The sequence below is a fragment of the Variovorax sp. CCNWLW225 genome, from assembly GCF_037204045.1.
Classification (GTDB): Bacteria; Pseudomonadota; Gammaproteobacteria; order Burkholderiales; family Burkholderiaceae_C; genus Variovorax.
In genome coordinates this window covers 142,667-160,763 of the sequence record NZ_JBBCBV010000006.1, presented here as the reverse complement: position 1 = coordinate 160,763, position 18,097 = coordinate 142,667, and the positions used below count along the sequence as shown (strand labels likewise).

The 18,097-nt window shown below is 66.5% G+C and carries 18 protein-coding genes; 8 read left to right on the top strand and 10 right to left on the bottom strand.

Features of this window, described 5'->3' with window-relative positions; genetic code table 11:
• Positions 1-18: 18 nt before the first annotated feature.
• Positions 19-645: a DUF2325 domain-containing protein gene (locus V9L20_RS13495; RefSeq protein WP_337296977.1), complete on the top strand. Its 627-nt coding sequence runs from the start codon at positions 19-21 to the stop codon at positions 643-645.
• A 17-nt stretch (positions 646-662) separates the two neighbouring features.
• Here V9L20_RS13495 and V9L20_RS13490 read toward each other — a convergent pair whose 3' ends face one another.
• Genes V9L20_RS13490 through V9L20_RS13480 form a run of 3 tightly spaced genes read right to left on the bottom strand, consistent with a single transcriptional unit; the run spans position 663 to position 4,410 of the window.
• On the bottom strand, positions 663-2,519 hold the full coding sequence (locus tag V9L20_RS13490) for a M61 family metallopeptidase (RefSeq protein WP_337296976.1): 1,857 nt from the start codon (positions 2,517-2,519) through the stop codon (positions 663-665).
• Entirely contained in the window at positions 2,519-3,241 is a 723-nt protein-coding gene (locus V9L20_RS13485; protein ID WP_337296975.1) for a DsbC family protein, read from the bottom strand. The genes V9L20_RS13490 and V9L20_RS13485 overlap by 1 nt, the downstream gene beginning before the upstream one ends.
• A gap of 20 nt (positions 3,242-3,261) precedes the next feature.
• Positions 3,262-4,410, bottom strand: a complete 1,149-nt coding sequence (locus V9L20_RS13480; RefSeq protein ID WP_337296974.1) for an FAD-dependent monooxygenase — start codon at positions 4,408-4,410, stop codon at positions 3,262-3,264.
• Positions 4,411-4,500: 90 nt separating this feature from the next.
• Here V9L20_RS13480 and V9L20_RS13475 point away from each other — a divergent pair, with 90 nt between their 5' ends.
• Together V9L20_RS13475 and V9L20_RS13470 are read left to right on the top strand one after the other, a co-directional pair.
• Positions 4,501-5,382 (top strand): MOSC domain-containing protein, encoded by an 882-nt coding sequence (locus V9L20_RS13475; protein WP_258502413.1) that lies wholly within the window; start codon positions 4,501-4,503, stop codon positions 5,380-5,382.
• Positions 5,379-6,380: a glycerophosphodiester phosphodiesterase family protein gene (locus tag V9L20_RS13470; protein WP_337296973.1), complete on the top strand. Its 1,002-nt coding sequence runs from the start codon at positions 5,379-5,381 to the stop codon at positions 6,378-6,380. The genes V9L20_RS13475 and V9L20_RS13470 overlap by 4 nt, the downstream gene beginning before the upstream one ends.
• Positions 6,381-6,393: 13 nt before the next feature.
• Here the strand turns inward: V9L20_RS13470 and rbsD are convergent, their stop codons facing one another.
• From rbsD to V9L20_RS13440, 6 genes are read right to left on the bottom strand one after another with little or no spacing between them, the layout of a single operon-like run.
• On the bottom strand, positions 6,394-6,786 hold the full coding sequence (rbsD, locus tag V9L20_RS13465; protein WP_337296972.1) for a D-ribose pyranase: 393 nt from the start codon (positions 6,784-6,786) through the stop codon (positions 6,394-6,396).
• Positions 6,783-7,751 (bottom strand): ribokinase, encoded by a 969-nt coding sequence (gene rbsK / locus V9L20_RS13460; RefSeq protein WP_337296971.1) that lies wholly within the window; start codon positions 7,749-7,751, stop codon positions 6,783-6,785. The genes rbsD and rbsK overlap by 4 nt, the downstream gene beginning before the upstream one ends.
• Positions 7,748-8,836 carry a LacI family DNA-binding transcriptional regulator gene (locus V9L20_RS13455; protein ID WP_337296970.1) on the bottom strand — a complete coding sequence of 363 codons (1,089 nt, stop codon included), beginning with the start codon at positions 8,834-8,836 and terminating at the stop codon, positions 7,748-7,750. Before V9L20_RS13455 ends, rbsK begins: the two co-directional genes overlap by 4 nt.
• A 25-nt stretch (positions 8,837-8,861) precedes the next feature.
• Entirely contained in the window at positions 8,862-9,845 is a 984-nt protein-coding gene (locus V9L20_RS13450; RefSeq protein ID WP_126749396.1) for an ABC transporter permease, read from the bottom strand.
• The gene (locus V9L20_RS13445; protein WP_337297044.1) at positions 9,842-11,461 is read right to left on the bottom strand and encodes a sugar ABC transporter ATP-binding protein; all 1,620 of its coding nucleotides are present in this window, start codon (positions 11,459-11,461) and stop codon (positions 9,842-9,844) included. The genes V9L20_RS13450 and V9L20_RS13445 overlap by 4 nt, the downstream gene beginning before the upstream one ends.
• 43 nt (positions 11,462-11,504) lie before the next feature.
• Entirely contained in the window at positions 11,505-12,461 is a 957-nt protein-coding gene (locus V9L20_RS13440) for a sugar ABC transporter substrate-binding protein (protein ID WP_337296969.1), read from the bottom strand.
• A 190-nt stretch (positions 12,462-12,651) separates the two neighbouring features.
• On the opposite strand from V9L20_RS13440, the gene ychF reads away from it, so the two are divergent.
• Positions 12,652-13,743, top strand: a complete 1,092-nt coding sequence (gene ychF, locus V9L20_RS13435) for a redox-regulated ATPase YchF (protein ID WP_157615968.1) — start codon at positions 12,652-12,654, stop codon at positions 13,741-13,743.
• Between the two features lie 10 nt (positions 13,744-13,753).
• Positions 13,754-14,428, top strand: coding sequence for a glutathione S-transferase family protein (locus V9L20_RS13430; protein ID WP_337296968.1), 675 nt, complete (start codon positions 13,754-13,756; stop codon positions 14,426-14,428).
• A 16-nt stretch (positions 14,429-14,444) separates the two neighbouring features.
• Here the strand turns inward: V9L20_RS13430 and V9L20_RS13425 are convergent, their stop codons facing one another.
• A complete protein-coding gene (locus V9L20_RS13425) occupies positions 14,445-14,915 on the bottom strand; it encodes a YqaA family protein (RefSeq protein WP_337296967.1) in 471 nt (156 codons plus the stop codon).
• 181 nt (positions 14,916-15,096) lie between these two features.
• On the opposite strand from V9L20_RS13425, the gene dusB reads away from it, so the two are divergent.
• The 3 genes from dusB to purH are packed head-to-tail and all read left to right on the top strand — an operon-like array spanning position 15,097 to position 18,038.
• Complete coding sequence (dusB, locus tag V9L20_RS13420; RefSeq protein ID WP_337296966.1) at positions 15,097-16,155, top strand: tRNA dihydrouridine synthase DusB; 1,059 nt, start codon at positions 15,097-15,099, stop codon at positions 16,153-16,155.
• A 22-nt stretch (positions 16,156-16,177) separates the two neighbouring features.
• Positions 16,178-16,414 (top strand): Fis family transcriptional regulator, encoded by a 237-nt coding sequence (locus V9L20_RS13415; protein ID WP_007838304.1) that lies wholly within the window; start codon positions 16,178-16,180, stop codon positions 16,412-16,414.
• A 16-nt stretch (positions 16,415-16,430) separates the two neighbouring features.
• Positions 16,431-18,038 carry a bifunctional phosphoribosylaminoimidazolecarboxamide formyltransferase/IMP cyclohydrolase gene (purH, locus tag V9L20_RS13410; RefSeq protein ID WP_337296965.1) on the top strand — a complete coding sequence of 536 codons (1,608 nt, stop codon included), beginning with the start codon at positions 16,431-16,433 and terminating at the stop codon, positions 18,036-18,038.
• Positions 18,039-18,097 lie beyond the last annotated feature (59 nt).

Sequence of the window (18,097 nt, the reverse complement as noted above, 5' to 3'; positions counted from 1 at the left end):
GCCGCCATGGAGTTCCCGATGCAAGAGCAAGAACCAGCGCGAGAGCAAGAACATGCCGTGCTGCTGCGTGCGTATGCGCGCGTCCAGGAGCGCTGCTCGCGCCTTCTGGCCGAACAGGCCGCGATGATCGAACGGCTCGAGGCGCACGTCGTTCGGCTGCGCGGTGCACTCGTGGCGCGCGATTCGGCAATCTCCATCGTGCGCGAGGAACTCGCGGCACGCGCTGCCGTTGGCAACGCATTGCCGAAGCGCCTCGACGCGCTGCTGGCGCCGGCAAGCCGGCGTCGCGTCATGCCGTCGCTTCACGGCGCGCCTGCCGACCTTCGCGAAAAAGCGGTGCTGTGCGTGGGCCGCGGAGAAGAGGCGCCATCGCTCGCGCGGCAGCTGGTGGAGATTGCCGGCGGCCGCTATTTGCACCATGACGGCGGCGACGATGCCGACGACCCCGCGCTCGAGGCCGGCCTGCGCGCCGCCGACCTGGTGATCTGCCAGACCGGCTGCGTGAGCCACGGCGCTTACTGGCGCGTGCAAGACCATTGCCGGCGCACCGGCAAGCCCTGCGTGCTCGTGGGCGAGCCACAGCCGATCCAGTTCGTGCGGCAGCAGCCGGCCGCAGAGCCCGCCGCGCAAGGCGAGCGCCGGTAGTTCAGCGAGCGCTCGGCTCAGCGCCGCGCGTCGGGCGCGAGCCAGGCCGCCACTTTTGCCGCGTCGTGCAGGAACAGGCGCCACGTTGTGGCACCTTCCGGCCGCACCAGCGGCAGCCTCAGCAGCTTGCGGTCGCGGGCCACCAGCGCGGTAAAACGCGTGGCATCGCCCAAATACAGCGCCAGGTCGTCGAGCTTGGTGATGCGCCAGGCCTGCGCGGGCCGTTGCTGTCCCTTCTTGCCGGCGGCCGGCATCTCGATGCCGATCCATTCGTCGTTGGCCGAGAAGCCCGCCTTTTCAGCCGCGCCGCCGCGCAGCACCACCTTGACCTGAACGCTGCCGTTGGCTTCGGCCACGCGCAGGCCCAGTGCCTGCGCCGGCTGCGACGGATCGTCGAGCGCCGCAACGCCATGCGCGCGCAGCAAGTCTGAAAGCGGCAGCTCGTCGGTGGAGTGCACCCACTGCGCAATCTCCGCTGAATAAGAGCGGCCGCCCACCGCTTCGAGCGCAGCGGCCATGTCGGCTTCGCTGATCGGACCTCCGCCGCTTTGCACCCACAGGTGGCGCATCACGTCGTCGAGCGTGCCCTTGCCTTCGCGTCGCAGCGTGAGGTCGAAGCACAACGCCACCAGCGCGCCCTTGGTGTAGTAGCTCACGGTGCTGTTGGGCGTCTGCTCGTCCTGCCGGTAGTATTTGATCCAGGCGTCGAAGCTCGCGTTGGCCACCGGCTGCACCAGCCGGCCCGGCGTCTGCAGCACCTGGTTGATGGTCTTGTTGAGCAGGCGCAGGTAGCCCGCGTCGTCGATGCGGCCGGCGCGGCGCAGCAGCAGGTCGTCGTAGTAGCTGGTAAAGCCCTCGAAGAACCAGAGCAGCTGCGTGTAGTTTTCGCGGCTGTAGTCGTAGTGCGCGAATTCTGCCGGACGCATGCGCTTGACGTTCCAGGTGTGGAAGTACTCGTGGCTGATGAGCCCCATCAACGTGGTGTAGCCCTCCGGCTGCTTCTTGGCGCCGCGCTGCGGCAGGTCGCGCCGGTTGCAGATCAGTGCCGTGGAATGCCGGTGCTCGAGGCCGCCGTAGCCGTCGTCCACCGCGTTGAGCATGAACACGTAGCGGTCGATAGGCAGTTTGGGCCCGCCGCGCTTGCCCGCCTTGTCGCCATGCCAGAAGCGGATTTCGGCTTCGCAGATGGCCTGCGTGTCGGCGATGAGCCGCTCGCCGTCGAACGAGGCCGCGGCACCCGCGATGACGAAGCGGTGCGGCACGCCGCAGGCTTCGAACTCCGCGCTCCAGAAGGCGCCCATTTCGACCGGGCTGTCTGCCAGCTCGTCGTAGCCGGCGGCCAGGTAGCTGCCGAAGCCGTGCTTGTCGGTCTTCGACGGAACAAGGGCGGTGGCGCATGACCAAGGCCCGTTTTCAGGCGGCAGCGCAGGCGCAACGATCTCCAGCGCATGCGGCGCATCGGTCTGGCCCTCGACCCGAAGGCAAAGGCTCGTGCCGTTGAAGAAGCCGCGTTCGGCGTCGAGCCACGCGGTGCGCACCGAGTTGTCGTAGGCGCAGACCTGGTAGTGCAGCACCAGCGGCTGGCCCGGCACGCAATCGATTTGCCAGCTGCACTTGTCGAGCTGCGTCAGCACCGGCTTGCGGCGCCCTTGCACGGCGCGCAGGCCCTGCAGGTTCTTGGCGAACTCGCGCACCAGATAGCTGCCCGGAATCCACACCGGCAGCGTCACGCGCTGCTGCGCGGAGGGCGCCTCGACGGTCAGCGTCACGCCGAAGAGGTGCGCATGCAGGTCCGCGCCTTCGATGCGATAGCGCACCGCGGCGGCCGGCGCAGCCGCTCGCGCGCGCCGAGAAGCGGTCGTCGGCGCGGCCATCAGTTGGTGGAAGCGGTGAGTTGCTTTTCGACCTGCTCTGCCGGAATGGCGCCCGGCGTGCGGGTGCCGTCGGCGAAGATCAGCGTGGGCGTGCCGGTGATGTTGTACTTGCGGCCGAACTCCACATTGCGCTGCAGCGCCGTCACGTCGCAGCTGCTTGCCGCGGCGGTGGGCTTGACGTTGGCTTCCATCCAGTCGCCCCAGGCCTTGCCCTTGTCCTTGCTGCACCAGATGTCACGCGACTTGGTGGCCGAATCGGGGCCGAGCACCGGGTAGAGAAACAGGTAGACGGTCACGTTGTCGACCGTCTTCATGTCCTTCTCGAAGCGCTTGCAGTAGCCGCAGTTCGGGTCTTCGAACACCGCGAGCTTGCGCTTGCCGGTGCCGCGCACGATCTTGATCGCGTCCTTCACGGGCAGCTTGTCGAACGAAACCTGGCTGAGCTTCTCGATGCGCTCCTCGGTCAGGTTCTTGCGCGCATTCACGTCAATGAGGTTGCCCTGCAGCAGGTAGTTTCCCTGCTCGTCGGTGTAGTAGATCTGGAAGCCGTTCACGCGCACTTCATACAGGCCCGGCAGCGGCGACTTGGTGACTTCGTCGATGGCCGGAAACTGCGGAATGCGGGCCTGCAGGTTCTTGCGGATCTCGGCTTCGCCGGCAAGGGCTGTGACGGCCGCGCCCAGGGTGCAGGCGGCGAGAAAAAGGTGGCGTGCGAGTTTCATTGAAAGTCCGGTCGATGGATTCATGCCCTCAAGCCCATCGCCTGGTTGGCGATCCAGTGCTTGAGGAGGCGCGTGCGGTCGAAGCCGCGCATGCCCCAGTTGCGCAGCGCGGGCAGGGGCCCCGTGCTGTGCGAAAAAAGTTGCTGCAGGCCGTCGGTGGCAAGGCTCATCTGCAGCACGTCGGCGCGGCGGGCGCGCTCGTAGCGGCGCAGCAGGCGCGCATCGCCCACGCTGCGCCAGTACTCGCGCTGCTTGATCACCTCGGCCAGCATGGCCGCATCGGCCAGGCCCAGGTTGAGGCCCTGGCCCGCGAGCGGATGCACCGTGTGGGCGGCGTCGCCGGCCAGTGCCCAGGATTGAGAGGAAGGGGCAGAAGCACCCTGCGCCTGGTTGGGCATGGCGCCGGTCCAGCGGTCGGCAATGGCGCGCGCGAGCGGCCAGGCGGCGCGTTCGCTCGCGAGTTGCAGCGTGCCCAGGGCGCCATGGCTGGCCTCGGTCACGGCGGCGTTGAATTCTTCAGTGCTCTGGGCGAGCAGCGCGGGCGCGCGAAGCTGGTCGACCGACCACACCAGCGCGACCGAGCGGCCGTGCACGCCCCCCACCGGCAGCAGTGCCAGCACCTCGCCCTTGTCGTTGAACCACTGGCGTGCCACGCCGTCGTGCGACTGCGCCGCTTCGAGCCGCGCCGCAATCGCGTGCTGCGGATAGCGCGTGACCGCGTAGCTCACGCCGAGCGCTTCGCGCGTGGTGCTGGCCTTGCCTTCGCATACCACCGTGAGCGGCGCTGGGACGGGATCGGCCACCACCTCGACCTGGGGCTGAAAGCGAACCGCGTCCGCCAGCTGCTTTTCGAGCGCGGGCACGTCGACGATCCAGGCCAGCGCCTCAACCTTCTGGCGCACGGCGTTGAACTGCACGCGGCCGCCTTCGTCGCCGTTCACGAGCATTTCGCGCACCGGCGTGGCATGCGCGGCATCCGGCCAGGCGCGCAGCGATTCGAGCAGCTTCTTCGACGCGGTGTTGAGCGCGTAGGCGCGGATGTCGTCCTTGCCCGCCGTGGCGGGCGGAGCCACCAGCGCAACGCGCACGCGTTCGCGCGCAAGCAACAGGGCCAACGTCCGGCCGACGATGCCGGCACCGCGTATGCAAACTTCAGGGGGGAGGGCCATCGGCCCATTGTAAGAACTATGCCCAGGCCCGGGGCTCGCCCCGGAATGGCCGATGCGGGAGAATCTGCGCCGAATTCCAAGGAACCCCACGTGCCACAGCCCGCTTTCGATCTTCAGGCCACCATTGCGCGCCTGTTCGTCTATCCCGTCAAATCATGCGCGGGGGTCGAGCTCCCCGAAGCGCTGCTGACCGAAACCGGGCTCGAGTTCGACCGCGCCTGGATGGTGGTCGATGCACAGGGCGAGTTCGTCACCCAGCGCCAGCTGCCGCGCATGGCGCTGATCAAGCCGCAGATGAAGCAGATGGAAGTGGTGCTGCGGGCGCCCGGCATGCTGGCGCTGCACCTCGCGTTCGACAAGGTCGAAAAGCCGGTTCGCGCGAAAGTCTGGAAAGACGAGGTCGCCGCCTACGACATGGGCGACATCGCTGCGCAATGGTTCAGCGACTTTCTCTCCGAGCCGGGCAAGCCGCAGACGCTGCGCCTGGTGCGCTTCGATCCTGAGCAAAAGCGCCTCTCAAGCCTGGATTGGACGGATGGCGTCGAGGCGACGAACCAGTTTGCCGACGGCTATCCGCTGCTGGTGGCCAGCGAGGGTTCGCTGGCCGAACTCAACGAGCGGCTGGCCGCCGCGGGGCACGATGCGGTCGGCATCGAACGCTTTCGCCCCAACATCGTGCTGGCCGGCATCGAGTCGCACGACGAAGACCGGGTCGACGCGCTGCACATCGAAACAGCCGAAGGCGAGGCCGAGCTCAAGCCCGTGAAGCCCTGTACGCGCTGCCCGATTCCGGACATCGACCCGGCCACGGGCGTCAGCAGCCCCGAGGTCGGCGACATGCTGCGCACCTACCGGGCGGACGCGCGCGTCGACGGGCGGATCACCTTCGGCATGAACTGCATCGTGCTGCAGGGCGTGGAGCACATGCTCAAGGTGGGGCAGGCCGTGGGCGCGAACTACCGGTTCGAATGAAAGGCAGCCGCACGCTGCGCTCGGTGGCCGTGCTTTTGGCGGTCGTCGCGCTGGCGTCGGTGCTGCTTTTTGCCGGCAACCAGTCGCGATGGCTCCAGCCGCCTGCCGCGCGGCCCTTTTTGCTGTCCCACCGCGGCGTGCACCAGACTTTCGATGTGCGCGGCTTGCGCAGCGACACCTGCACCGCTGCCCAGATTCACGCGCCGACGCATGCTTTGATCGAAAACACGCTGCCGTCGATGCGGGCAGCTTTCGACGCCGGCGCGGACATGGTGGAGTTCGATGTCCATCCCACCAAAGACGGCGCGTTTGCGGTGTTCCACGACTGGACGCTCGAATGCCGAACCGAGGGGCGAGGCGTCGTGCGCGATCACACGCTGGCGCAACTGCAGGCGCTGGACGTCGGCTACGGCTATACCTCCGACGGAGGCAAGACTTACCCATTGCGGGGTAAGGGCATCGGGTTGATGCCGAGCCTGTCGCAGGTACTGAGCGAGTTTCCGACGGGGCGCTTTCTCATTCACATGAAGAGCCGCGACGCGGAAGAAGGCCGGCTGCTTGCAGGCCGCCTCGCCGCTTTGGATGCCGTGCAGAGAAGCCGACTCGTGGTGTACGGCAGCGACGAGCCGGTCAGCGCGCTCAACCAGGCATTGCCGGACATTCGCGTGGCGCCGCGCAGTGCGCTGGTGCAGTGCCTGCTGCGCTACGCGGCGCTTGGCTGGTCGAGCTACATGCCCAAAGCATGCCGGAGCGGCTTGATGCTGGTGCCGGTCAATGTGGCGCCGTGGCTTTGGGGCTGGCCGCATCGGCTGCAGCGCCGGCTGGAGACAGCCGGCACCGGGCTGGTGGTGATCGGGTCATATGCGGGCGGCGACTTCAGCAGTGGCATCGATAACACCGAGACGCTTGCGGAGCTGCCCGTCGACTATCGCGGCGGGCTGTGGACCAACCGCATCGAGCGCATCGGTCCGGCAGTGCGCTCCCGCGTGCCGGACTGAAGCCGGTGGCGCCTCAGAAGCTCACGCCGGCTATCAGCATGATGTTTGCGTAGGGCGTGCACTCGCCCGTGCGCACGATGGCGCGCGCCGTCGCGCTGCGGCGCTTGAACTCTTCGTGCGACACGGTTTGCGGCGCAATGCCGAGCGATTGCGGATACCAGGCGGGCAGGGCTTCGGCGCCGCTCAAGGCCTCGTCCGCCACCACGATGCTCTCGACCTGCATCTCCGACAGAACGGCTTGAAGCACCTCGGTGAGCAGCGGCACGCCACGTGTCACCGCAAGGTCGATGCGCCGCGGGCCCTCCGGAATCGGCAGGCCCGCATCGCCGATCACCAGCATGTCGCCGTGGCCGAGAGAGGCGATGACCTGGGACAGTTCGGAGTTGAGCAAGGCGGTACGTTTCACAGCGCGATCCAATCAGGGGGCATGGGGCTTTGCAGCACGGCACTGCGCTGCGGAATGGAAGGTTGGGCGCCGGGCTGCTGAATGCACAGCGCGGCGGCCCGGATGCCCAGGCGCACGGCTTCGTCGAACGATTGGCCTTCACCCAGCGCAACCGCCAGCGCGCCGAGGAAGGTGTCTCCCGCCGCGGTGGTGTCGACCGCCTGCACTTTGGGTGCGGGATGGTGGCGCGCGCCATTGGCATCGACGGCCACCGCGCCGCGCGCGCCGAGCGTGACGACCACGCGCTGAATGCCCTTTGCACGCAAGGCTTGGCCGGCGAGTGCGGCTTCCTGCGGGCTATCGGCGACCTGCCCGCACAGCGCCTCGGCTTCGAGCTCGTTGACGACCAGCGTGTCGATGCGCGGCCACAGCGGCTGGGCGATGGGCTGTACCGGCGATGGGTTGAGCAGCACCTTGCAGCCGGCCTCGTGTGCCACCGTGATGGCGCGGGCAACCTCGTGCATTGGTGTCTCGAACTGCGCCACCAGAAACGCCGCGCCTTGCAGCTGCTGCCGCAGTGCCGCCTCGTCGATCTCGACCTTCGCATTGGCGCCGGGGATCATCACGATGCGGTTCTGGCCGCTGTCCTCCACCAGGATCAGCGCCGTGCCGGTGGGCTCGCTGCCATCCGTGCGCAGTGCGGCGCTGTCGATGCCGTCTTGCGTGAGCGCGGCGCGCAACGCCTGGCCATGCGCGTCGTTGCCGACGCAGCCGATCATGCTGACCTTGCCCCCTTCGCGTGCGCAGCTCACGGCCTGGTTGGCGCCCTTGCCGCCGGGAATGTGGGCGATCGAGCGGCCCAGCAGGGTTTCGCCGGCGGACGGCGCCTGCGGCACGCGCAGCACGATGTCCATGTTCAGGCTGCCGAGCACCACGATGCGGGGCGGCTGCTGCGCAGCGCTGGTAGAAGAAGGCTGGGAACTCACGGGGCGCGGGACTTTCGGTTTTCCGTTGAAGAAGGAGCAGAAGCAGCAGTGGAGGGGGCGCTCGCCTCGCGGAAGCTGGCGTGCCGCGCCGTCGAGGCGCGCACGCGCAGCTCGGGCTGCAGCACCACCTTGCGCGCATCGCGCCGCTTGCCGCCCACGCGCTCCAGCAGCATGTCGACCGCCAGTGCGCCGATGCGTTCCTTGGGTTGCGCCACGGTGGTGAGCGGCGGGCTGGTGTAGGCCGAGAGTTCGATGTCGTCGAAGCCGACGATCGAAAGATCATCCGGCACATGCACGCCGCTTTCATGCGCCGCGCGCAGGGCGCCGATGGCCATCAGGTCGTTGCACACGAACACGGCCGAAGGCGCGTGCTCGGTGCGCAAGATGGCGTGCATCGCCTCGTAGCCGCCTTGGCTCGTGAAGCCGCCGCGCCACAGCAGCGCGTCCGCATTGGGGGCGGCGCCGGCTTCGGCCAGCGCCATGCGCCAGCCTTCGATGCGCTGCTCGCTCGGCATCACGCCCACTGGCCCGCCAATGCAGGCAATGCGCTTGTGGCCGAGCGACAGCAGGTGCCGCACCGCGAGCAGGCCGCCCTGCATGTGGGCCGTTTCCACCAGATCGCAGGCCGGGTCGGCAATCTCGCGGTCGACCAGCACCGTGGGAATGCGCAGGCCGTGCAGTTGCGTGACCAGCGAGTCGTCGTCGCCCGCGCCCGTGGACACCACGATCAGTCCGTCGATGCGGCGCTCGGCCAGCACCTGCAGGTACACGCTCTGGCGGCGGGGCTCGTCGTCGGTGTTGCACAGCACCAGCGTGTAGCCGGCGCCAAAGCAGCGGTCTTCCACGATGCGCACGATCTCGGCGAAGTAGGGGTTCGAGCTGTTCGGAATCAGCATGCCGAGCGTCGAGGTGGTGTTGCTCTTCAGGCTGCGCGCCATCGCGTTGGGCACGTAGCCCAGTTCGCGGATGGCCTGCTCGACGCGCTCGCGACCCTTGGCGCTCACGTGCCGCGTGTCGTTGACCACGTGCGAGACGGTGGTAACCGAGACCCCCGCGCGCAGCGCGACGTCCTTGATGGTGGCCATGGCGTGTTCCCCTTTTATTGCGGCATCAGGCCAGGCGGCGATCGGCCCGACGCTGGCGCAAGGTGTCGATGATCACCGCAACCACGATCACCGCCCCGGTGATGATCCGCTTGCTCGGCTCGCTCGCGCCCACCTGCGCGAGCCCGGCTTCGAGCACCGCGATGATGAGCACGCCGAAGAAGGTGTTGACCACCGAGCCGCGTCCGCCCATGAGGCTGGTGCCGCCGATCACCACGGCCGCGATCACCTGCAGCTCGATGCCGACGCCGGCATTGGGGTCGGCCGCTTCGAGCCGTGCCGACTGCATCAGGCCTGCGAGCCCCGCCAGGAGGCCGGTGGCCGCAAACACGATGATGCGGATCGGCCGCGGGTCGATGCCGGCAAGCCGCATGGCTTCTTCATTGGTGCCGATGCCCACCACATGCCGGCCGAACACCGTGCGCGTGAGCACCAACTGGCCCGCGACCACCAGCACCACCGCCAGCACGAACGCCGCCGAGATGCCGCCGACCCAGGGCGCTGCAAGGCCGGAGATCGCATCGCCCACGTACTGCGTGCGCGAATCGGTCACCAGGTAGGCACCGCCTCGCACCGCTTCGAGCATGCCCAGCGAGACGATGAAGCTCGGAAGGCGCCATGCCACCGACACCGCGCCGGTGACCGTGCCGCACACCAGCCCGGTCGCAAGACCCAGCGCGGCAGCCACCGGGACCGGGAGCTGCCACTGCAGGATGGCCGCGGCCGTGACCGCGGCGCTGAGGGCGAGCACCGAGCCGACAGAAAGATCGATGCCCGCGATGATCAGCACGAAGGTCATGCCGACAGCCATCACCGCAAGCGCGGGAATTTCGTTGGCAATCGAGATGAAGGTTTCGCGGGTAAAGAAGTACTCGCTCAGCGAACCGAAGAGCACGACCATGCCCACGAGCACGACCGTGAGGCCAAGGTAGGTGCCCAACTGGCCCTTGAGAGCGGAGGGCTGGGCGGATGTAGCGGCGGCTGCGTTCATGGTGTCTCGGCGGAGGCTGGTTGGGCCTTGTTCGAATCGGAAATGGCAGATCCCGCCGTGGCGGGCGTTGGCTCGGTGACGCGTCCCGTCGCGTCGCTGAATGCCGCGGCGAGCAGCGATTGTTCGCTCCATTGGCCGCGCTCGAACACCGCGCCCAGCCGGCCGGCGCTCATCACGCCGATGCGGTCGCACATGGCCATCAGCTCGCGCAGGTCGCTCGACACCATCAAGAGCGCCTTGCCGGCGTCGGTCATGCGGTCCAGTTCGGCATAGAGATCGGCCCGCGCACCCACGTCCACGCCGCGCGTGGGCTCGTCGAGCAGCAGCACCTTACATTCGCGGTGCAGCCAGCGCGCGAACACCACCTTCTGCTGGTTGCCGCCGCTCAAGGTGGCAACGGGCTGCTCGATGCTGCGGGAGCGGATGCGCAGCAGTTCCACCAGCCGCCTGGCAATGCCGCGCTCCTTGGCGCGTTGCAGCCAGCCGGCGTGCGAAATGGCGCCCAGGTCGCTCAACGTGGCGTTGACGCGAATCGGCTGCGTGAGCAGCAGCCCTTGCGACTTGCGGTCTTCGGTCACCAGGCCGATGCCGGCGCGAATGGCCTGCATCGGCGATCGCCAACCCTTGGGCGCGCGCTGCACTGGCTGCGTGCTGGAAATGCCGTCGTAGAGAAGAATTTCACCGCTGTCGGCACGGTCCGCACCGAACAGCAGCCGCACGAGTTCGGTCCGGCCCGAGCCGACCAGGCCAGCCAAGCCCATGACTTCGCCCGCGTGCAAGTCGATGTCTATGCCTTTGACGACCTCGGCGCGGCCGATGCTGCGTGCGCTCAGCAAGACGGGGCCGGCCACTCGGCGGTCGCGCCCTTCGTGCTCGTGCACCGCGCGGCCGACCATGCGCTGCACCAGTTCAGATTCGCGCACGCCGGCCATCGCGCGCACGTCGACCAGTCGGCCGTCGCGCAGCACCGCCACGCGGTCGGCAATACGCTGCAATTCCTCGAGCCGGTGCGACACATAGACGATGGCCACGCCGCGGGCCTTGAGCAGTTCGATCTGCTCGAAGAGGTGCGAGGTTTCGCGGGGCGTGAGCATGGCGGTGGGCTCGTCGAGCACCAGCACGCGCGTGTCGTCCTGCAGGTTGCGCGCAATCTCGACCATCTGCTGCTGGCCGATGCCGAGCCGCGCCACGGGCGTAGCCGGGTCGATGTTCTGCATGCCGATTTTTGCGAGCTGGCGCGCGGCCAACTCGTGCAGCTTGCCGCGGCGAATCCAGCCGGTCTGGTTGGGCAGCCGGTCGAGCAGCAGGTTCTCGGCCACCGACAGCGTGTTGACCAGCCCCAGCTCCTGCATGACCATGCGCACGCCCAGCCGCTCGGCGTCGCGGCGCGATGCGGGCTGGAACGGCGCGCCGCCCAGCAGCATCTGGCCGCGCGTCGGCTGCACCAGGCCGCAGACGATTTTCGAGAGCGTGCTCTTGCCCGCGCCGTTCTCGCCCGTGAGCGCGAGCACCTCGCCGGCATTCAGCACAAGAGAAACGTCGTCGAGCACCGGCGCCGCATAGTCCTTGCCAAGCGCACTCAGCGAGAGCACGGGCGTGGCAAGACTTGCGTTCATGGCGGCGGCGGATGCGTTCAACGGCGACTCTTTTTCTTGTTGCTTACTTGGACGACGTCTTGGTGACCAGCACCACGTCGGTCTTCACTTCAGCCGGCATGCTCGACTGCGGCTTCTTCTCGGCCAGCGCCTTGAGCGCGGTCTCGATGCCGAACACCGCCTGCTTGGCCGCGAACTGGTCGGCGGTGGCAAGCACGCGGCCGTCCTTCAGCATCGGCTTGATGGCGCCGATGTTGTCGTAGCCCACCACCAGCACCTTGCCGGTCTTGCCCGCGGCCTTGACGGCAGCCACCGCGCCGAGCGCCATGCTGTCGTTGCCCGCGAGCAGCGCCTTCAGGTCGGGGTGCTCGCGCATCATGCCGGCGGCCACCGTGTTGCCCTTGTCGATTTCCCACTGGCCCGACTGCACGCCCACCACCGTCACGCCGGCGGCCTTCATTGCGTCCTGGTAGCCGAGGGTGCGCTGCTGCGCATTGAACGTGGTCGACACGCCTTCGATGATGCCGACCTTGTCGCCGGCCTTCAGGCTCTTGGCCAGTTCATCGCCCACCAGCTTGGCGCCGGCGCGGTTGTCCGGGCCGACGAAGGGCACCTGGATGCCTTTTTCCTTCAGCGCGGCGGCGTCGAACTGGTTGTCGATGTTGACAACCAGGATGCCCCGGTCGATGGCCGCCTTGACCACCGGCACCAGCGCCTTCGAATCGGCCGGTGCGATGACCAGCGCATTGATCTTCTGCGCCATCATCTGCTCGACCATCTTGATCTGGGCGGCCGTATCGGTCTCGTCCTTGATGCCGTTGGCCACCAGCGTGTATTGCGAGGCATTGGCTTTCTGGTGCGCCTTGGCGCCGTCTTCCATGGTGCGGAAGAATTCGTTGGCCAGCGACTTCATGACCAGCGCCACCTTGGGCTTTTCCTGGGCGAGGGCGGGCGTGGCGGCGAAGGCGCCCAGCAACGTCAGTGCGGCTGCGCTTTGCAGCGTACGGCGGGTGAACTTCATGGTGATGTGTCTCCTGAGGTGGTTGAGCGGGCGCCGGTCTTGGCCGGGGCTCCGATATTAACTAACGAAAACGTTTGCGCAAACGTTTGCTTGTTGGGTCTAACCCTGAGGTTTCAAGCCGTCTTGCAAAGCCCGCCGGCGATGGCTGAGCCGGCTCGCCTAAAATCCTGGGTTACCCAGAGGACCCCCCATGAGTTTGCAATGCGGCATCGTCGGCCTGCCCAACGTCGGTAAATCCACCCTTTTCAATGCGTTGACCAAGGCCGGTATCGCAGCGGAAAACTATCCGTTCTGCACCATCGAGCCCAACGTGGGCGTGGTGGAAGTGCCCGATCCGCGGCTCGCGCAGCTCAGCGAGATCGTGAAGCCCGAGCGCGTGGTGCCCGCCATCGTCGAGTTCGTCGACATTGCCGGCCTGGTGGCCGGTGCCAGCACGGGCGAAGGCCTGGGCAACAAGTTTCTTGCGCACATCCGCGAAACCGACGCCACGGTGAACGTGGTGCGCTGCTTCGACGACGAGAACGTGATCCACGTGGCCGGCAAGGTCGACCCGATCTCCGACATCGAAGTGATCCAGACCGAGCTCTGCCTGGCCGACCTCGCCACGGTCGAGAAGGCGCTGCACCGCCACACCAAGGTGGCGCGTTCGGGCGACAAGGACGCGCAGAAGCTCGTCGGCCTGCTAGAGCGCTGCCAAGCCGCGCTGAACGAGAACACGCCGGTGCGCGCGCTCGAGTTCACCAAGGAAGAGCAGCCGCTGGTGAAGTCGTTCACGCTCATCACCGCCAAGCCCGCGATGTTCGTCGGCAACGTGGCCGAAGATGGCTTCGAAAACAATCCGTACCTCGACCGCCTGCGCGAATACGCCGCCAAGCAGGGCGCGCCCGTGGTCGCCATCTGCGCCAAGATCGAAGCCGACCTGGCCGAGATGGACGACGAAGACAAGAAGATGTTCCTCGCCGAAATCGGCCAGGAAGAGCCGGGCCTCAATCGCCTGATTCGCGCGGCCTTCAAGCTGCTGGGCCTGCAGACCTACTTCACCGCGGGCGTGAAGGAAGTGCGCGCCTGGACCATCCACATCGGCGACACCGGCCCGCAGGCGGCCGGCGTGATTCACGGCGACTTCGAAAAGGGCTACATCCGCGCCCAGACCATCGCGTTCGAGGACTACATCGCCTACAAGGGCGAGCAGGGCGCGAAGGACGCGGGCAAGATGCGTTCGGAAGGCAAGGAATACGTCGTCAAGGACGGCGACGTGATGAACTTCTTGTTCAGCTCGTAAAGCTCGCCACGTGCTCACCGTCCACCACCTGAACAACTCGCGCTCGCAGCGCGTGCTGTGGCTGCTCGAAGAACTCGGGCTGCCCTACGAGATCGTTCACTACCAGCGCGATGCGAAGACCATGTTGGCGCCCGCTTCGCTGCGGGCCGTTCATCCACTGGGCAAGTCGCCGGTGGTCACGACGGACGACGGGCTCACGCTTGCGGAATCGGGCGCGATCATCGAGACGGTGATCGAGCGCTACGGCAACGGCCAACTGGCACCGGCGCCGGGCACGCCTGAGGCACTGCGCTACCGCTACTGGATGCATTTCGCGGAAGGCACGGCCATGTCGCCGCTGCTGCTGAAGCTGGTGTTCGACAAGATCGAGCGCAGCAAGATGCCTTTCTTCGTGAAGCCGGTCGCGAAGATGATCTCGGGCAAGGCCAAGGCGGCCATCATCATGCCCAACATCGAGAGCCACCTGAACTTCATGGAAGCCGAGCTCGGCAAGAGCGAATGGTTTGCGGGCAATGAATTCACGGGCGCCGACATCCAGATGAGCTTTCCCGTCGAAGCCTCGCAGGCGCGCGGCGGCCTGAATGCAACGCGCCCCCGTCTCATGGCCTACCTGGAGCGCATTTATGCGCGGCCGGCCTACCAGCGTGCGCTGGAACGCGGCGGCCCCTACGATCTGTCGAGCTGACGCGGGTGCGCCGGGACTACCCCGGAAAGATATAGAGCAGCGCGACGGTCATACACACGTAGCGCAAGAATTTGCCGATGAGCATGTAGCCAAGACATGGCCAGAACGGCAGCTTGAGCCAACCCGCGACCGCGCAGAGCGGATCGCCGACGATCGGCAGCCAGCTCAAGAGACACGCCTTGGGACCGAGCCGCTCCAGCCAACTCAATACGCGCACATGATGTTTCGAGTGCGAGTATTTGTCTGCGACCTTGTGCGCGCCGTAGCCTATCCACCAGTCGACCGCGCCGCCCAGCGTGTTGCCCGCCGTTGCCACCAGCACCGCCGGCCAGAACAGTTCGGGGTTGAGCTTGAGCAAGCCGAACAGAATGGGCTCGGAGCCCACCGGCAGCAGCGTGGCCGAGACAAAGGCCGCGATGAACAGCGTGGAGAGTCCGTATTGCGGAAGCGCGAGTAGCGCCAGAAGAGCGTCGAGCCAGGCTTGCATAAGGTGAAATGAGTCGACGCAGTATAGGTAGCCCGCCTGCTTGTACAGGTCGGAGAAAGCGCCGAGGACCGCAGGTTTTATTTCCCTACCCCAAGCGCAAATCGTTTCATTCGCCGAAATCCCGCGTGGCTACAATCGTGCCTCATTTTTCAGCAGCCGAACTCGCGACGCTTTCTCCTCCATGACCCTGCAGATCGGCAATCACACGCTGGAAAACCGCCTGTTCGCCGCGCCCATGGCCGGCGTGACGGACCGGCCGTTCCGCATGCTGTGCCGCCAACTGGGTGCGGGCTATGCGGTCAGCGAGATGGTGACCTCGCGCAAAGACCTGTGGAACACGCTCAAGACATCGCGCCGCGCCAACCATGACGGCGAGCCCGGCCCCATCGCGGTGCAGATCGCCGGCACCGATGCGGCCATGATGGCCGAGGCCACGGTCTACAACATCGAACGTGGCGCACAGATCATCGACATCAACATGGGCTGCCCGGCCAAGAAGGTCTGCAACAAGTGGGCCGGCTCGGCGCTGATGCGCGACGAGCCGCTGGCGCGCGAGATCGTGCAGGCGGTGGTGGATGCGGCTCAACCGTTCAACGTGCCGGTCACGCTCAAGATGCGCACCGGCTGGAGCCAGGAGCACCGCAATGCGGTGAGGCTCGCGCGCGACTTCGAATCGGCCGGCGTGCAGATGCTCACCGTGCATGGCCGCACGCGAGAGCAAGGCTACAAGGGCAGCGCCGAGTACGACACCATTGCCGCCGTGAAGGCGGCGGTGCGCATTCCCGTGGTGGCCAACGGCGACATCAATTCACCGGAGAAGGCGCGCGACGTGCTCGCGGCCACCGGTGCCGATGCGGTGATGATCGGCCGCGCGGCGCAAGGCCGGCCCTGGATCTTTCGTGAGATTTCTCACTTTCTTGCAACGGGTACGCATCTTGCGCCGCCGCTGGTCATAGAGGTTCGCCGCTTGCTGCTGGACCATCTGGTGGAGCACTATGCGCTCTACGGCGAGTTCAGCGGCGTGCGCACCGCGCGCAAGCACATCGGCTGGTATGTGCGTACGCTTGCGGACGGCGAAGCCTTCCGCGCGCAGATGAACACCATCGAAGATTCCGCCGCGCAGCTGCGTGCGGTCGGCGATTATTTCGACGGGTTGGCGGACCACATGGACCGCATGCCCGTGCACCAGGCGGCCGAAGAGCTGTCCGGTGAAGAGGAGGCGGCTTGCGCCGCTGATTGAGAGAGAAGAAGAGAAGAAAAGCATGAGCAAGAAACACATCGAGGACTGCGTTCGCACCAGTCTGGACAGCTACTTTCGCGATTTGCGCGGCACCGAACCCGACGGCATGTACGAGATGCTCGTGCGCGTGGTCGAGAAGCCCTTGCTCGATGTCGTGATGACGCGCGCCGAGGGCAACCAGTCGAAGGCTGCGCAATGGTTGGGCCTGAATCGCAACACGCTTCGCAAGAAGCTGGTTGAACACAAACTTTTGAAATAACTACACGGCATATTCCATGGCCCAGACCGCACTCATTTCCGTCTCCGACAAAACCGGCATCCTCGAATTTGCGCAGGCGCTGCATGCGCTCGGCATCAAGCTGCTGTCTACCGGCGGCACCGCCAAGCTGTTGGCCGATGCCGGCTTGCCGGTCACCGAAGTGGCCGACCACACCGGTTTTCCCGAAATGCTCGACGGCCGCGTGAAGACGCTGCATCCCAAGATTCATGGCGGCCTGCTGGCGCGCCGCGACCTGCCCGCGCACGTGGCAGCCATCAAGGAACACGGCATCGACACCATTGACCTGCTGGTGGTCAATCTCTATCCGTTCGAAGCCACAGTGGCAAGGGCCGGGTGCACGCTCGAAGACGCGATCGAGAACATCGACATCGGCGGACCGGCCATGGTGCGCAGCGCCGCCAAGAACTGGAAAGACGTGGGCGTGCTGACCGACGCCTCGCAATACCCCGTGGCGCTGGCCGAGCTCCAGGCCGGCGGCAAGCTCAGCGACAAGACCAAGTTCGCGTTCTCGGTGGCCGCGTTCAACCGCATTGCCGATTACGACGGCGCCATCAGCGACTACCTTTCGGCCATCGACTTCGAAGCCAGCATCGGCCAGCCTTCGCCCACGCGCTCGCTGTTTCCGGCGCAAAGCAACGGCCGCTTCGTGAAGGTGCAAGACCTGCGCTATGGCGAGAACCCGCACCAGCAGGCCGCGTTCTATCGCGACCTGCATCCGGCGCCCGGCTCGCTCGTGTCTGCCAAGCAGTTGCAGGGCAAGGAGCTCAGCTACAACAACATCGCCGATGCCGACGCCGCATGGGAATGCGTGAAGAGCTTCGACGTGCCGGCTTGCGTGATCGTGAAGCACGCCAATCCTTGCGGCGTTGCGGTCGGCAAGGATGCGGCCGAAGCCTATGGCAAGGCCTTCAAGACCGATCCGACTTCGGCCTTCGGCGGCATCATTGCTTTCAATCGCCCGGTCGACGGCGAAACCGCGCAGGCTATTGCCAAGCAGTTTGTCGAAGTGCTGATGGCGCCCGGCTACACGCCCGAGGCGCTCGAGGTGTTCCAGGCCACCAAGGCCAAGCTCAACGTGCGGGTGCTCGAGATTGCGTTGCCCAAGGGCGGCGCTACCGACTGGGACAACGGCCGCAACGCGATGGACGTCAAGCGCGTCGGCTCGGGCCTGTTGATCCAGACCGCGGACAACCACGAGCTCGCGGCGAGCGACCTCAAGGTGGTCACCAAGAAGCAACCCACGCCCGAGCAACTGCAAGACCTGCTGTTCGCATGGAAGGTGGCCAAGTACGTGAAGAGCAACGCCATCGTGTTCTGCGCCGGTGGCATGACCATGGGCGTGGGTGCGGGCCAGATGAGTCGCCTCGATTCGGCGCGCATCGCGAGCATCAAGGCCGAGCATGCGGGCCTGTCGCTCAAGGACACGGCGGTGGCGAGCGATGCCTTCTTCCCGTTCCGCGACGGCCTCGACGTGGTGGTCGACGCCGGTGCGAGCTGCGTCATTCAGCCCGGTGGTTCGATGCGCGACCAGGAAGTGATCGACGCGGCCGACGAGCGCGGCGTGGTCATGGTGCTTTCGGGCGTGCGCCACTTCCGCCACTGAGCATCAACGGCCCTTCGGGCAAGGCCGGGCTGTACCGCCAGCGTTTTGCTGGCGTGCGC